This is a genomic window from Phaeobacter sp. HS011, assembly GCF_018101215.1.
Classification (GTDB): domain Bacteria; phylum Pseudomonadota; class Alphaproteobacteria; order Rhodobacterales; family Rhodobacteraceae; genus Phaeobacter; species Phaeobacter inhibens.
Genome location: NZ_JAGEUF010000004.1, coordinates 60,439 through 74,168, shown reverse-complemented (window position 1 = coordinate 74,168; position 13,730 = coordinate 60,439). Strand labels below are relative to the sequence as shown.

The following is a 13,730-nucleotide window of genomic DNA, read 5'->3' as shown; positions in this document are numbered from 1 at the left end:
GGCGGCCGGTTGGGCCAGATATCTGGAATAACGCGCTTTGGTCCGCGTCGGATCTTATGTGACCTGCCTCGCGGGGGCCGCGGGGCAGGGCGTCCGTATCAGGCAGCCGCAGATTGCGCTGCGATTTCGGTTTCAAAGGCCCATTCGAGCCAAGGCAACATCGCCTCGATATCTGATGTTTCGACAGTGCCGCCGCACCAGACGCGCAGGCCGGCCGGCGCGTCGCGATAGGCACCGATATCCAGAGCGATGTTCTCCGTTTCCAACCGCTTGGCGATTGCCTTGGCAAACCCAGCGCCATCCTGAATGCGATGATCGGTAAACTTCAGGCAGACCGAGGTGTTCGACCGTGTTGCGGGATCTGTTGCCAGATTGGCGATCCAGTGGCGGTTGGCACAGAAGTTGAAGATCGCCTGAGCATTTGCGTCTGCGCGTGCCTTCAATCCGTCGAGACCACCAACAGACCGCGCCCAGTCCAGCGCCAGCAGGTAATCTTCAACAGCCAGCATGGACGGGGTGTTGATTGTTGCACCTTTGAAGATACCGTCGATCAACTTGCCGCCTTTGGTCAGGCGGAAGATCTTCGGCAGAGGCCAGGTCGGCGTATAGCTTTCCAGGCGTTCTACTGCGCGCGGGGACAGGATGATCATGCCATGCGCGGCCTCACCACCCAGCACCTTCTGCCAGGAGAAGGTGGTCACATCCAGTTTGTCCCAGGGCAGATCCTGTGCAAAGGCGGCCGAGGTTGCATCGCAGATGGTCAACCCATCACGGTTGGATGGAATCCAGTCACCGTTGGGGACACGCACGCCGGACGTGGTGCCGTTCCAGGTGAAGACAACGTCATTGCTGAAATCGACAGAGGCCAGATCAACCAACTCACCGTAGTCGGCGGTCTTCACAACCGCGTCCAGTTTCAACTGTTTGACCACATCGGTGACCCAACCTGCGCCAAAGCTCTCCCAGGCCAACATTTCCGCGCCGCGCGCGCCCAGCAGATTCCACATCGCCATCTCGACCGCACCAGTGTCCGAAGCGGGTACGATGCCGATCTTGTAGTTGGCTGGTACGCCAAGGATCTCGCGCGTGCCTTCAATCGCGGCGAGCAGCTTATCCTTGCCGATGGCGGCACGGTGGCTGCGACCCAGGGGGGCGCCTACGAGTTTGGTCACATCAAATGCGGGGGGTTTGGCACAGGGGCCAGAAGAAAAACGCGGATTACCCGGCCGCGTTGCCGGTTGTTCAATAGCCATTACTGCTATCCTTCCAGATAAGCGCCTCTCGTTGGGGAGAGGTGTCCCACAGATAGGGCTACTGGCTGAAATCCGCCCCGGCAACAGGGAAAACGACAAATTGCGGCTATTCTGCAATCATTCGCGACCAGTCGTGACGCCTTTCGGAAACAGATGTTTCATAGGGCGGCAGGCGATGGGGATGTGCGACATTCGCGGCACCGTTCTGGCATCCCGGTGGATTCGAGGGCTTGGCGATGGTGGGCGTGGGGGCGTATGACGGGCACGACCTTGCCGAATGGAGCCTGCCGATGTTTGTTGCCACCCTACTTTGCAATCCGCAAAACCCGTGCCTTGCGCCCGCGCTTGTCGACTCCCTGCGCAATGCCTGGGGTGGCGGAGACGCGTTATGGCTGGCGCCGGACGTTGCCGCAGAGTTCTCTCTGGAGCAGTTGCCTGACAACCAATGGGAGGTCTGGGCCGATCTACAGGATCTTGGCGTGGATCTGGTGATCCAGCCAGAGAAAGGGCGCCGGAAGAAGATGCTGTTGGCCGATATGGACAGCACCATGATCCAGCAGGAATGTATTGACGAACTGGCCGAGGAGGCGGGCGTCGGTGCGCGCGTGAAGGAAATCACCGCACGCGCCATGAATGGTGAGCTGAATTTTGACGGTGCCCTGCGAGAGCGCGTGGCGCTGCTGAAAGGGCTGCCTGTCGAGGTGATTGCTCAGGTGTTGGATCGCCGCATCACGCTGATGCCCGGCGGTGCGGCTCTGCTGGCTACGATGAAGGCAGACGGAGCCTATGCGGCGCTGGTGTCTGGCGGGTTCACGGCCTTCACCTCACGAGTGGCAGAGCAACTGGGATTCGATGAGAACCGTGCCAATACGTTGTTGGTCGCTGATGGTTTGCTCACTGGTGAGGTCGGTATGCCGATTCTGGGGCGTGCGGCCAAGGTTGAGGCATTGGAACAGATCACTGCCCGCCTCGGGTTGAGTGAAGCAGATGTCATGGCGGTTGGCGATGGGGCCAATGATCTAGGCATGTTGGGTCGGGCGGGTGCAGGGGTTGCCCTGCACGCCAAACCATCCGTGGCCGCAGAATGTGATATCCGTATCAACCACGGCGATCTGACTGCACTGCTTTACCTTCAGGGCTATGCCCTCACTGATTTCAAAGGCTGATATCATGTTCGAAGTGGGGTTTGATCTGCTGCTGCTATTGATGGCAGCGGGGTTTGCGGCTGGGTTCATCGATGCGGTTGCGGGCGGCGGAGGGTTGATCACAGTGCCCGTATTGTTGCTGGCGGGTGCCAATCCCATCACCGCTTTGGCGACCAACAAGATTCAAGGGTTGTTTGGAGCGGCCACGGCGGCGATCAGCTATTCCCGCGGCGGTCATGTAGACTTGCGGGCGCAGGCCGGATCGGCGTTGATCGCCGGCCTCGCCTCAATCTGCGGAGCGCTGTTGATATCCGTTCTGCCGACAACGTGGATCCGATGGATCCTGCCGTTGCTGCTAATTGGGATTGCGGTATTCTTTGCCACCAAAAAGGGGTTGGATGACAGCGACCGGACACGGCGCCTGTCGCCCACGCTTTTTGCAGTCACAATTGTGCCACTCTGCGGGCTCTATGATGGTCTTCTGGGACCTGGGGCCGGTAGTTTCTACATGCTTGGTTTCGTGTCGCTGGCCGGTTTCGGCATTTTGCGGGCGACCGCACATACAAAGCTGCTGAATTTTGCATCTAACGCCGGGGCGCTGCTGGCCTTTGCTTTTGTTGCGACGCCTTGGTGGGGTGTGGGATTGGCCATGGGCGCTGCGCAGATCGTCGGCGCACGCGTAGGCGCCGGGATAGCGCAGAAACAGGGTGCGCGGATGATCAAGCCGTTGCTGGTGCTGACATCGGTTGTGCTGGCGTTGCGTCTCTTGTGGGACATGCTGTGATCCCCTGATGTTCTGAAGCCGCGTCAATGCCAGTCCGGTTGCCGTGTCGTCCATAATTTAACCTATATATTAATTAACGATTGTGTTAATGTAGGGATATGACACCTCTGCTCAAATCCTTTTCCGCGCTGTCTGACGGCACCCGCATGGCCATCGTCGAACAGTTGATGGAACACGGCGAATTGCCCGCCGGGGATCTTGTTCGGGGATCGGGCATCACGGCGCCAGCAGTCTCCCGGCACCTCAAGGTCCTGCGCGAGGCGGGGCTGGTTGCTCAGCGCGCCGATGGGACGCGCCGATTGTATTCTGCGCGACCGGAGGGGCTGAAGCTGATCGCGGATTGGACGATATCTCGACAATCGTTCTGGCAAAGCAGCCTTGACCGGCTGGAGGCGGCGCTAAAGGAGGAAATGGAATGACAGATTTGCGATTGGAACGCGAATTTCCAGTCACACCGGAGCGCCTGTTTGCCTGGATCAGCGACACCGAAAAACTGCTGCAATGGTGGGGGCCTGAGGGGATGACCGTGCCTGAACATACATTGAATTTCCATCAGGAGGGGCCGTGGTCCACGGTCATGACCAATGCGGATGGGGATCGCTACCATGTGTCCGGCGTGGTCACCCATGTGCGGCCGCCGCAATCGATCGGGTTTACCTGGGGATGGCACGATGAGACCGGCGCGCGGGGTCACGAAAGCCATGTGACCCTGACTGTTGAGGCTGTCGATGCGGGGGCCCGCCTGGTCATCGACCATCGCAATCTGGACAGTTCCGAACAGGCCGCAGGCCATCAGAAAGGCTGGGAATCAACCCTGCGCAAACTGGCGTCCAAGATCCAGTAATCTTGGCAGATACAGGCGGCTGCGAGTGTTTTTAACGAAGACCCAAACGGGAGAGGAGTACCCAATGCCACAATTCATCTTTGCGTATCACGGCGGCAAGACACCAGACACACCTGAGGAGGGGGCGAAGGTGATGGATGCTTGGAAAAGCTGGATGGGAGAAATGGGCGATGCGCTTGTCGTGCCCGGCAATCCCGTTGGCATGTCCAAGACGGTTCAGCATTCCGGGGTCGAGGACAATGGCGGGGCCAATCCGCTTTCCGGGTATTCTGTGGTCGAGGCGGTCGACATCGACGCCGCCTGCAAAATGGCAAATGGTTGCCCGATGGTCGCCAGCGGCGACGGTTCGGTTGAGGTGGCCGAAATCATCGAAATGTAATGACAGGCTGCTGTCTTAAACATCGCCCCGGTCGCCATATGGCTGCCGGGGCGATTTACGTTCAGAATGTCATTTCGGCGGATGGCCGGATTGAACCACAGTCAATACCGCGACGATTGATCAGGGGGGCGTTGCGGTATTTCAGTGTTGCTGGATGATCCGCATCCAGAACGCCCAGCCCCACCAGGATGCTTGCAATGGCGCATTCGCTGGCGCGGGTGGCGCCGTCGGTGATTTTCAGCGCCACACCCAGTTTCTGTTCGGGCAGGATGGCGATGAAGACGGCTTCGGCGCCGGTTTTGATGGCTACCTTGCCACCCATCGCGCGCATCAGGTTAGTGCAGGCGCGGGTTTCACCTGCAACCAGCTCGGGATGAGCCATCATCGCGCTGACCAACTGCTGTGCGGCGTCTGCGTCGCGGTCTGAGCGGTCCGACGCGGCGGCGAACCAGGCCATCGCGCGGGCTAGACCCTTTACGGAGGTTGCGAAATTCGGGGCCGAGCATCCGTCGATACCGTAGCCGGGGCTGACTTCTTCTGTCACCTGCTCAAAGGCGCTGCGGCAGGCCTGTTGTACCGGGTGGTCAATCTCGACATACTCGGGTCCGGCGCCCAGATGCTGTGACAGGGTCAAGAAACCCGCGTGTTTGCCGGAGCAATTATTGTGCACCTGACAGGGGCTGGTGTCTGTTTTGATCAGCGCGTTGCGCGCGGGAATATCGTCGGGCAGCTGCGGGCCGCAGCGGAAATCATGATCGGTCATGGAGAGCTGATCCAACCAGGCGTTAACGCGGCTTGTGTGGATTTCGGCTCCATTGTGGGAGGCGCAGGCCAGGGCCAGCTGTTCAGACGTCAGCCCGTATTTTGCGGCAGCACCCGAGGTAATCAGCGGCAAGGCCTGGATCATTTTGGCCGAGCTGCGAGGGTAAATCACCGCATCGGGATCGCCCCAGCTGCGCACGATCTCGCCCTTGGCGTTACAGACCACGGCATGCCCTAAGTGGAGGCTTTCCAGGAGTGGACCGCGCCATACTTCGGTCATTGGTACGGGGTTGGTCATCACAAAACGCCTTTCCTGTTGGCAATTTCCCGCCAAAACGGGCTTTCACACGTGGCGATAGTTACGATAGTGTGTATGAGTACACAAGCGAGGGGATCGGGACCAGACGGCGGAGGCAACGCCGCATGTCCTCTGGCTTATTTGAGGTAAAGACAGTCTTGGAGTTGGGACAAATGACATCAAAACTCGTCCGCTGCATCGCGGGCCTGTGTCTGGCCGCAATGGCCACCAGCGCATCCGCACAGCAGGCAGAATCTGACAATCGCGTTGCGAGCAATGTCGACTGGAGCGTGTTCCAAGGCGAAAGTCCCAAGGAATGCTGGGGAGTCTCAGCGCCCAAGGAAACCGTGAACACCCGCGACGGGCGGGTCAAAGCGGTGCGTCGCGGCAAGATTCAGTTGTTTGTCTTCTACCGACCCGAGACGGGCGACAAGGGTCAGGTGACCTTTACTGGCGGGTATCCTTTTGCTCCGGGTTCGACTGTGAACCTTGCTGTGGGTGACACCGAATTTGAGCTGTTCACCGAAGGCGAATGGGCCTGGCCTGCGACTGCTGCGGATGACGCGAAGATCATCACCGCAATGAAACGCGGCGCGCAGGCAGTTCTGACCGCCCGGTCCGCACGCGGCACGCAGACCAAGGATACGTTCTCGCTCCTGGGCTTTACCGCCGCGGTCGAAGACGCGGAAAAGCGCTGTAACTGAGGGCATCCGGAGATCTCTCTGGTGCTTCAACCGAACGCTTATAAACCCCGGCCTTTGTCCGGGGTTTTGTATTTGCGCAAACAAAACTTCATTTCGGTGAAGCGATGACAAAGAAAAAGGACATTCAGATCATGCGGCCGTACATGCTTTCAGCCCTTCTTGCGCTGCCGCTGCCCGCTCTTGCGGATCCCGCGATGGAATGCGGTGGTACCGGTTCCCAGATTGAGTTGCGCGACTGCCTGAATGGTGACCAGATTCGCGCGAACGCCGCACTGTCACGAGCGCTCGATTATGCCCGAGAGGCGGCCGCCGATCTGGACGGCATTACAGGGCGTCAAAGTGTCGGCCCGGCGTTGGAGACAGCGCAAAAGTCCTGGGAGGCGTTTCGGGATGCTCATTGCGATTTTGTCGGCGCGACCTTCGGCGGTGGTTCCGGTACCGGTATCGCCATTCTGTCCTGTCGCATCACCCTGACGCGGGATCGGGTCGAGGCGCTGATGGACCACGCAGGATAGCGGGCGCAAAAGATCAATCTGCAGGATTCCTTTTGATCTTCGGTGAGAATCCTATATAGAGCCGCATCCACCCAAACAGACCGAGTCTTTTTGCCATGACCGCCAATGCGCCGATCACCCAAGACGTCCTGACCCTGCCCCGCAAACTGCCAGAGGGCGGCAAGATCAATCTTGTGGGCCTGACCCGCGACCAGCTGCGCGAGACCCTGATCGCACATGGAACACCGGAAAAGCAGGCCAAAATGCGGGTGGGGCAGATCTGGCAGTGGATTTATCAATGGGGCAAGCGTGACTTTGCCGAGATGACGAACCTCGCCAAAGCTTATCGCGCTGACTTGGATGAGCATTTCGAGATTGCGACCCCGGAGGTCGTGAGCAAGCAGGTCTCGACCGATGGGACGCGCAAATATCTGGTGCGCATTGCTGGCGGTCACGAGGTTGAGGTCGTCTATATCCCGGAGGAAGGGCGCGGCACGCTCTGCATTTCCTCCCAGGTGGGGTGCACCCTGACCTGTTCCTTCTGTCACACCGGTACGCAGAAGCTGGTCCGCAACCTGACCGCCGCTGAAATCGTCGGCCAGATCATGATGGCGCGTGACGATCTGGACGAATGGCCTGTGCCCGGAGCCCCCAAGGACGAGACGCGTCTGCTGTCGAACATCGTGCTGATGGGCATGGGTGAGCCGCTCTACAACTTCGAAAACGTGCGCGATGCGATGAAGATTGCGATGGATCCTGAGGGGATCAGCCTGTCACGCCGTCGTATTACTCTCTCGACCTCGGGGGTGGTGCCGGAAATTGCCCGCACGGCCGAAGAAATCGGCTGCCTTCTGGCGGTGTCCTTCCATGCCACCACAGATGAGGTGCGCGACAAGCTGGTGCCAATCAACAAACGCTGGAATATCGAAGCACTTCTGGAGGCTCTGCGAGCGTATCCCCGTCTGACCAATTCGGAGCGGATCACCTTCGAATATGTGATGCTGAATGGTGTGAACGATAGCGATGAAGACGCCCATCGCCTGGTCGAATTGATCAAGGGGATCCCGGCGAAAGTGAACCTCATCCCATTCAATGAATGGCCTGGCTCGCCTTATACGCGGTCGTCGAACAACCGGATCCATGCGTTCGCGAACATCATCTATCAGGCCGGCTATGCCTCGCCTATCCGTACCCCGCGTGGTGAAGACATTCTGGCGGCCTGTGGCCAGTTGAAATCCGCAACCGAGCGTGCGCGCAAGAGCCGTAAACAGATTGAGGCCGAGGCGGGGCTCAACCCCTGACCTCGACCTCCAGGCAGGTCCCCGGCTGCCTCAACTGAATATGAAATCCGATCCCGTTAGGGGGTCGGTGTAATTGGTCAGCTCCAGCTCAAACCAATTGGAATAAGAGATGGTGGTGGTGCCGCTGTCTTTTGCGATGTCCAGCTGGTCCAGACTGGTAAGCCAAAGACCCGACAGGTCGATCACATCTGCGCCCCGACCAAAATCGGTAATCCGGTTGGTGTCGAAGGCATCAGCCTGATCAAAAACAAAGGTATCCGCACCAGTACCACCGGTCAGGGTATCGCTGCCGTCGCCGCCCACCAGCGTGTCGCGGCCAATACCACCCAACAGGTGGTCGTTGCCGGATCCGCCGTGTAGCATGTCATGCCCGCGATTGCCGTAGAGGACGTCATCATCGCTACCACCGGAATAGGCGTCGCCCCCGGTGCCGCCAATCAGGAGGTCGGCGCCATTACCGCCAAATAGGCGGTCCTCTCCCAAGCCACCGACCATCGTATCGCGCCCATCCGCGCCGCGCAGTGTGTCATCTGCTTCACGGCCCTGAACGTGGTCATGGCCGCCCTTGGCATTGATGGTGGTATTTTGATCGGTTCCGATCACCGTTTCAGAAGCATTCGTACTGCGGATGATGATCGGGTCGCTTCCGCCGCCCAGTATTTCCCATCCGGTGAAGCTATCGGAATTGCCGTAGAGATGTTGCATTGCCTGGATATCAAAAGTGCCCAATTCGGTCACATAGGCAGGGCTATGATTGTAGGTCATCACTGTGTTTTCGGGTGTGTCTGCGTGGTGATCTAGTGTCAGGCCGCCGTCATGAGAGTGTTGCAGTCCGAGAGTGTGACCTATCTCATGCAACACCGTGACATAGCCATAGGTGCCTTTTGTCATGACGTCCGTATCAACGGTCAGGTCGCCTCGGCCAGTGAAGCCATTTCCGGACATCGCGATATTGGCCCAGCCACCAGCACTGCTGCCGGTTGTACCAAACGCATTGATCATGCCCCGGCCTTCGACTTCGATAAACCGGACCCCCGAAATGTCTTCGTAGAGGGAAAGTCCTTCGCGAAAGATGTCGCGCTGATCCTCGTCAAATGACCAGTATTCCGTCGCGCCATAGGGGTCGCTTGCTGCAGGGTCTGCAAGGCTACCGGTCTCTGTGAAGCTATACGTGATGATTGCCTGGGTCCCAATTTCGGCAGGGGCGTTCCAGCGAAAATGGTCACCATCAAGATAGTATAGCAGCGCTGAATAATCCGAGACTCTTGGCATGTGACCACTCCACATTGGGTAGCCATCAACCTCGTCAATGAATGTGGCGCTGATACGCCCAAGATTGGGACTTTTTGCGCAGTCTTGGGACACGCGACCTATCTGAGTGATGCAATCGGCACTGATCTGTTCCTATCGCTGTTTTTGCGATCCCTTTTGAAAATTCAGTTTATTCAAAGCGATACCTGGATGTTGGAGGGGCTGGGCAGATGCTTTTCCATCAGATTTCAGAAAATGGCATTTCTGCGCCGGAAGATCATATTCAAAGCAATCCTCTTAATGACGGAAGACTAGGATGCTGATTTGATGGCTTTCGATCTCCGGTTGCCAGGCGGCGGTTCTGAACTCCGTGACTTGCGGTTTTGGCTGCTGCCCAGAAATTTCCTCAATCACGGTACATTTCTGCCATTTCGGCAGGACAGTTTCCAAATCGTAGACAGTCAATGGAAGGGAAAGAGATCATGGCACGTCATACACCGGCCGCCACGCCGATTGAGCCCACCGTTTTGGATCTGGTGCGCGAAGAACGCGGCAAGGCGCTGAGCCCACGTGAATGGAAATTCCGTCTGCGTGGCTACGGCTATGCGATCAAGGATATCGAAGGGGCACAGATTTTGACCCGCCTGCCGCATGGCAAACCGTTGGGTGCCCTGCCAGCCGAATTTGCCTGATCCATTTGCGCATCTAGCGGTCCCCGCCACGCACTTTTTCTGCGCGACGGGGAAGGTTACATGATTACTCGTCGCGACCGGGCAGGCTGTCGCGTGGTGGCGCTGGTTCCCAGTTGTCGATAATGTGGATCGCCTCCTCGGCGGTTTCCACAAAACGGAACAGATCAAGATCTTCCTCGGAAATGGTACCGGCATCCGCCAGCGCCTCCCAATTGATGATCTTTTCCCAGAAGGCACGGCCAAAAAGCAGGAATGGAACACGCTCCATCCGGCCGGTCTGAATGAGTGTCAGGGTTTCAAACATCTCATCCAGGGTGCCAAAGCCGCCTGGGAACACGGTGATGGCGCGCGCGCGCATCAAGAAGTGCATCTTCCGGATCGCAAAATAGTGGAAGTTGAAACATAGGTCGGGCGTCACATATTCATTCGGCGCCTGCTCATGCGGCAGCACGATATTGAGGCCAACCGACGCCCCCCCAGCATCAATCGCTCCACGGTTGCCCGCCTCCATCACACCCGGGCCACCGCCGGTGACGATGACATCATTCTTGCCACCGGTGGTCATGGATTTTTCGGTCATCAGCTTTGCAAATTTGCGAGCCTCATCGTAGAAATGCGACAGGTCACGCAACGTCTTGGTGCGCGCTTTATCCTTGTCCTTGGGCGCCGGGATCCGCGCACCGCCAAACATGACGATTGTGCTTTCAATACCATGTTCATCCAGCATTAGCTGGGGCTTCAGCAGCTCCAGCTGCAACCGCACCGGGCGCAGCTCGTCGCGACAGAGAAAATCTTTATCTGCAAACGCCAGACGATACGCGGGAGATTCGGTCTGCGGTGTCGATGGCACGTGCTCGGCGCGATCCCTGTCAGAATGTGCATCCCGGAATCGGCTGTGGCGATCATCATTCATTGCAAACCTACTGTGTTATTTTTGAAAAAAGCGGAGTTCCAGTTCTACCGCTTTGGCTGTCATGGCGCTAGCCCGGAATGGCGCGCCGACACGAAGGTGATCCATGGTGAAGCCCGGTCAGGTGTAACGAGGGCTTGCACCCGCCGGTACAGGGATTACGGTCAGCGCGCCGAGGGCAAAAGGGGACAGCATATGCATTGGACACAGGATATCAGGGCCGCTGACACGCGGATCCGCCCGTATATTCAACGCACACCGATACTCGAAACCACCGGCTTTGGATTAGATTACCCAATATCGCTGAAGCTGGAGCATATGCAGCACACCGGCAGCTTCAAGGCGCGGGGTGCCTTCAACACCCTGTTGGGCGGATCTGTGCCGGATGCGGGGCTGGTGGCGGCTTCGGGTGGAAATCATGGCGCAGCGGTTGCCTATGCGGCAAAGCGGCTTGGAGTGCGCGCGCGCGTCTATGTGCCTGAGATGGCAGGCCCCGCGAAAATTGCGCTGATCCGGGCCTGCGGCGCCGACCTGGAGGTCGTGCCGGGCGCCTATGCCAATGCGCTAGAGCAGGCGCAGGCCTATGAGCAGCAGACTGGCGCCATGCAGGTCCATGCCTACGACGCAGCTGCAACGGTGATTGGTCAGGGAACCTGTTTTGCCGAATGGGATGCCCAGGGTCTGGAGGCCGATACCCTTTTGATCGCGGTGGGCGGCGGCGGCCTCATCGCAGGCGCGATGGCCTGGTATGGTGGATCGAAGAAGATTGTGGCAGTGGAGCCCGAAACCAGCTCGGCGCTGAACGCCGCGCTTGCCGTCGGCAGGCCTGTTGATGTCGAAGTGTCGGGTGTTGCTGCAAATGCGCTTGGTGCTCGGCGAATCGGAACCCTCTGCTATGAGCTGGCACAGGGCCAATCTGATACCGTGACCTCGCTCACCGTGTCGGATGAGGCAATTAGCGCAGCGCAGAACAAACTGTGGAAGGAGCGTCGGCTTCTGGTGGAGCCGGCAGGTGCAACTGCCTTGGCAGCGCTGACCAGCGGTGCCTACCAACCCGCCCCGGATGAGCGGGTCGCTGTGCTTCTCTGTGGTGGCAATATTGCCACTGATCCGCTGGAGGCACTGAATGTACCTTCGTGAGTGCTGCGTTGGAAATTGGTTCTCTCATCGATGTTGCGGGGCCGTATCATGAGCGTCAGCGCCACAATCTCTGACCGTATTTATCATGCGTTGAGCGAACGGATCGTCACCGGCGCGCTGCCAGCAGGTGAGAAACTGCGCCAGGATCATATCGCGCGTGAGTTCAATGCCAGCCATGTGCCGGTCCGCGAAGCACTCCTGCGACTGGAGGCACATGGACTGGCCCAGTCCATTCCGCGTCGGGGAATGCGGGTGACCGCTCTGGACCCATCGGAAATACGCGAGGTCATTGAAATGCGTGTCTCGTTGGAATTGCTGGCGTTGCAGAATGCCTTTGCCCATTTGGGGTCGGCAGAGCTGGAGGCGGCGGATGCCGCCCGGCTGGCCTGTGATGCTGCAACCGATATGGCTGATTGGGAGCAAAAAAATCGGGCCTTTCATCGGGTGATCCTGTCGCCCTGTGGTATGCCGCGCCTGCTGGCGACAATTGATGACCTGCATATTGCCTCCGCTCGGCATCTTTTTGCGAACTGGAAGCACCGCTGGAGTCAGCGCGTTGACACCGACCATGCCCTGATCGTGCAGGCCATGCGCCGTCGCGATGTGACCACTGCCTGCGATATTCTGCGTCGTCATTTGCGTCGCGTCCGCTAGGTGCCAGTAACTGGTACCGCGATTGGCCGCTGCGGAGGGGAATATTGACGCAATCCGCACATGACCTCGCGGCAAAATGCGGGTATGTAGCAGCGAAACCAACCACACGCCGGAGAGACCCCTGATGTCCAACGCTCAGCTGGAAACCGCAATTGAGGCCGCTTGGGAGGCCCGTGATACCATCACATCAGCCACCACAGGTGAGCAGCGCGATGCGATCGAAGAGACCCTGAACGCATTGGATTCCGGCAAGCTGCGTGTGGCTGAGCGTCAGGACAGTGGCAACTGGCATGTCAACCAATGGGCCAAGAAGGCAGTGCTGCTGGGCTTCCGCATCAAGGATATGGAAGAGCAATCCGGCGGCCCGCAGGGCTCCGGCTGGTGGGACAAGGTCGACAGCAAGTTCAAGGGCTGGGGTGAAGCCGAGTGGAAAGAGGCAGGTTTCCGTGCCGTGCCCAATTGCGTTGTTCGCAAATCTGCCTATATCGCGCCGGGCGTGGTTCTGATGCCGTCCTTCGTGAATCTCGGGGCCCATGTCGATGAGGGCACCATGGTTGATACCTGGGCGACCGTTGGCTCCTGTGCCCAGATTGGTAAGAACGTGCACCTTTCTGGCGGCGTCGGTATCGGCGGTGTCTTGGAGCCGATGCAGGCCGGCCCTACGATTATCGAAGACAACTGCTTCATTGGGGCGCGCTCGGAAGTGGTCGAAGGCTGTATCGTGCGTGAAGGCTCTGTCCTCGGCATGGGCGTCTTTATCGGCCAGTCCACCAAGATCGTTGATCGCGAAACCGGGGAAGTCATGTATGGCGAAGTGCCGCCCTATTCGGTTGTTGTTGCGGGCTCTATGCCGTCGAAAAACGGCATCAATCTCTATTGTGCGGTGATCGTGAAGCGCGTCGATGAAAGAACTCGCTCCAAGACCGGGATCAACGAGCTGCTGCGCGACTGATTGCGCGGCACAGTCTGCAAAAGAAACGCGCTCTCTAGAATATTAGGGGCGCGTTTTTTGTATTAGCCGGGGCTTTGCCCCGGACCCCAGAGTATTTTCGGGAAAGATGACAGACGCTTGGCCTTGTCACGTTTCTCTAAATACTCCGGGGTGAGGCCGGAAGGCCG

Annotated in this window: 16 protein-coding genes; 12 read left to right on the top strand and 4 right to left on the bottom strand. The window is 58.6% G+C overall.

What is annotated here, in order from left to right; genetic code table 11:
- Nucleotides 1–98 precede the first annotated feature (98 nt).
- Nucleotides 99–1,253 (bottom strand): phosphoserine transaminase, encoded by a 1,155-nt coding sequence (locus tag J4721_RS08665; protein WP_211002607.1) that lies wholly within the window; start codon nucleotides 1,251–1,253, stop codon nucleotides 99–101.
- 290 nt (nucleotides 1,254–1,543) lie between these two features.
- Between J4721_RS08665 and serB the strand changes: the two genes are divergently transcribed.
- From serB to J4721_RS08640, 5 genes are all read left to right on the top strand, one after another.
- Complete coding sequence (serB, locus tag J4721_RS08660; RefSeq protein ID WP_044041675.1) at nucleotides 1,544–2,419, top strand: phosphoserine phosphatase SerB; 876 nt, start codon at nucleotides 1,544–1,546, stop codon at nucleotides 2,417–2,419.
- A gap of 4 nt (nucleotides 2,420–2,423) precedes the next feature.
- A complete protein-coding gene (locus tag J4721_RS08655; RefSeq protein ID WP_014876497.1) occupies nucleotides 2,424–3,182 on the top strand; it encodes a TSUP family transporter in 759 nt (252 codons plus the stop codon).
- 98 nt (nucleotides 3,183–3,280) lie between these two features.
- Nucleotides 3,281–3,601, top strand: coding sequence for a helix-turn-helix transcriptional regulator (locus tag J4721_RS08650; RefSeq protein ID WP_014876498.1), 321 nt, complete (start codon nucleotides 3,281–3,283; stop codon nucleotides 3,599–3,601).
- On the top strand, nucleotides 3,598–4,026 hold the full coding sequence (locus J4721_RS08645) for an SRPBCC domain-containing protein (protein ID WP_014876499.1): 429 nt from the start codon (nucleotides 3,598–3,600) through the stop codon (nucleotides 4,024–4,026). The genes J4721_RS08650 and J4721_RS08645 overlap by 4 nt, the downstream gene beginning before the upstream one ends.
- Before the next feature lie 64 nt (nucleotides 4,027–4,090).
- Nucleotides 4,091–4,405 (top strand): YciI family protein, encoded by a 315-nt coding sequence (locus J4721_RS08640; RefSeq protein WP_040174963.1) that lies wholly within the window; start codon nucleotides 4,091–4,093, stop codon nucleotides 4,403–4,405.
- A gap of 61 nt (nucleotides 4,406–4,466) precedes the next feature.
- On the opposite strand, the gene J4721_RS08635 is transcribed toward J4721_RS08640, so the two are convergent.
- Nucleotides 4,467–5,465 (bottom strand): asparaginase, encoded by a 999-nt coding sequence (locus tag J4721_RS08635; RefSeq protein ID WP_027248277.1) that lies wholly within the window; start codon nucleotides 5,463–5,465, stop codon nucleotides 4,467–4,469.
- Nucleotides 5,466–5,638: 173 nt separating this feature from the next.
- Here J4721_RS08635 and J4721_RS08630 point away from each other — a divergent pair, with 173 nt between their 5' ends.
- The 3 genes from J4721_RS08630 to rlmN all read left to right on the top strand — a co-directional run bounded on the left by J4721_RS08630 (nucleotide 5,639) and on the right by rlmN (nucleotide 7,964).
- Nucleotides 5,639–6,169, top strand: a complete 531-nt coding sequence (locus tag J4721_RS08630; protein WP_027248276.1) for an invasion associated locus B family protein — start codon at nucleotides 5,639–5,641, stop codon at nucleotides 6,167–6,169.
- A 104-nt stretch (nucleotides 6,170–6,273) separates the two neighbouring features.
- Nucleotides 6,274–6,684, top strand: coding sequence for a lysozyme inhibitor LprI family protein (locus tag J4721_RS08625; RefSeq protein WP_247656009.1), 411 nt, complete (start codon nucleotides 6,274–6,276; stop codon nucleotides 6,682–6,684).
- Nucleotides 6,685–6,779: 95 nt separating this feature from the next.
- Complete coding sequence (gene rlmN, locus J4721_RS08620; RefSeq protein WP_014881608.1) at nucleotides 6,780–7,964, top strand: 23S rRNA (adenine(2503)-C(2))-methyltransferase RlmN; 1,185 nt, start codon at nucleotides 6,780–6,782, stop codon at nucleotides 7,962–7,964.
- A gap of 30 nt (nucleotides 7,965–7,994) precedes the next feature.
- Here the strand turns inward: rlmN and J4721_RS08615 are convergent, their stop codons facing one another.
- A complete protein-coding gene (locus J4721_RS08615) occupies nucleotides 7,995–9,236 on the bottom strand; it encodes a matrixin family metalloprotease (protein WP_102875256.1) in 1,242 nt (413 codons plus the stop codon).
- A gap of 461 nt (nucleotides 9,237–9,697) precedes the next feature.
- On the opposite strand from J4721_RS08615, the gene J4721_RS08610 reads away from it, so the two are divergent.
- Nucleotides 9,698–9,907: a hypothetical protein gene (locus J4721_RS08610; protein WP_014876506.1), complete on the top strand. Its 210-nt coding sequence runs from the start codon at nucleotides 9,698–9,700 to the stop codon at nucleotides 9,905–9,907.
- A gap of 64 nt (nucleotides 9,908–9,971) precedes the next feature.
- Here the strand turns inward: J4721_RS08610 and J4721_RS08605 are convergent, their stop codons facing one another.
- Complete coding sequence (locus tag J4721_RS08605; RefSeq protein ID WP_076618262.1) at nucleotides 9,972–10,820, bottom strand: TIGR00730 family Rossman fold protein; 849 nt, start codon at nucleotides 10,818–10,820, stop codon at nucleotides 9,972–9,974.
- Nucleotides 10,821–11,012: 192 nt separating this feature from the next.
- On the opposite strand from J4721_RS08605, the gene J4721_RS08600 reads away from it, so the two are divergent.
- The 3 genes from J4721_RS08600 (at nucleotide 11,013) to dapD (ending at nucleotide 13,563) form a co-directional block, all read left to right on the top strand.
- Entirely contained in the window at nucleotides 11,013–11,957 is a 945-nt protein-coding gene (locus J4721_RS08600; RefSeq protein WP_027248273.1) for a threonine/serine dehydratase, read from the top strand.
- A gap of 48 nt (nucleotides 11,958–12,005) precedes the next feature.
- Nucleotides 12,006–12,611 (top strand): GntR family transcriptional regulator, encoded by a 606-nt coding sequence (locus tag J4721_RS08595; RefSeq protein WP_014876509.1) that lies wholly within the window; start codon nucleotides 12,006–12,008, stop codon nucleotides 12,609–12,611.
- Between the two features lie 124 nt (nucleotides 12,612–12,735).
- Complete coding sequence (dapD, locus tag J4721_RS08590; protein WP_014876510.1) at nucleotides 12,736–13,563, top strand: 2,3,4,5-tetrahydropyridine-2,6-dicarboxylate N-succinyltransferase; 828 nt, start codon at nucleotides 12,736–12,738, stop codon at nucleotides 13,561–13,563.
- Nucleotides 13,564–13,730: the final 167 nt, after the last annotated feature.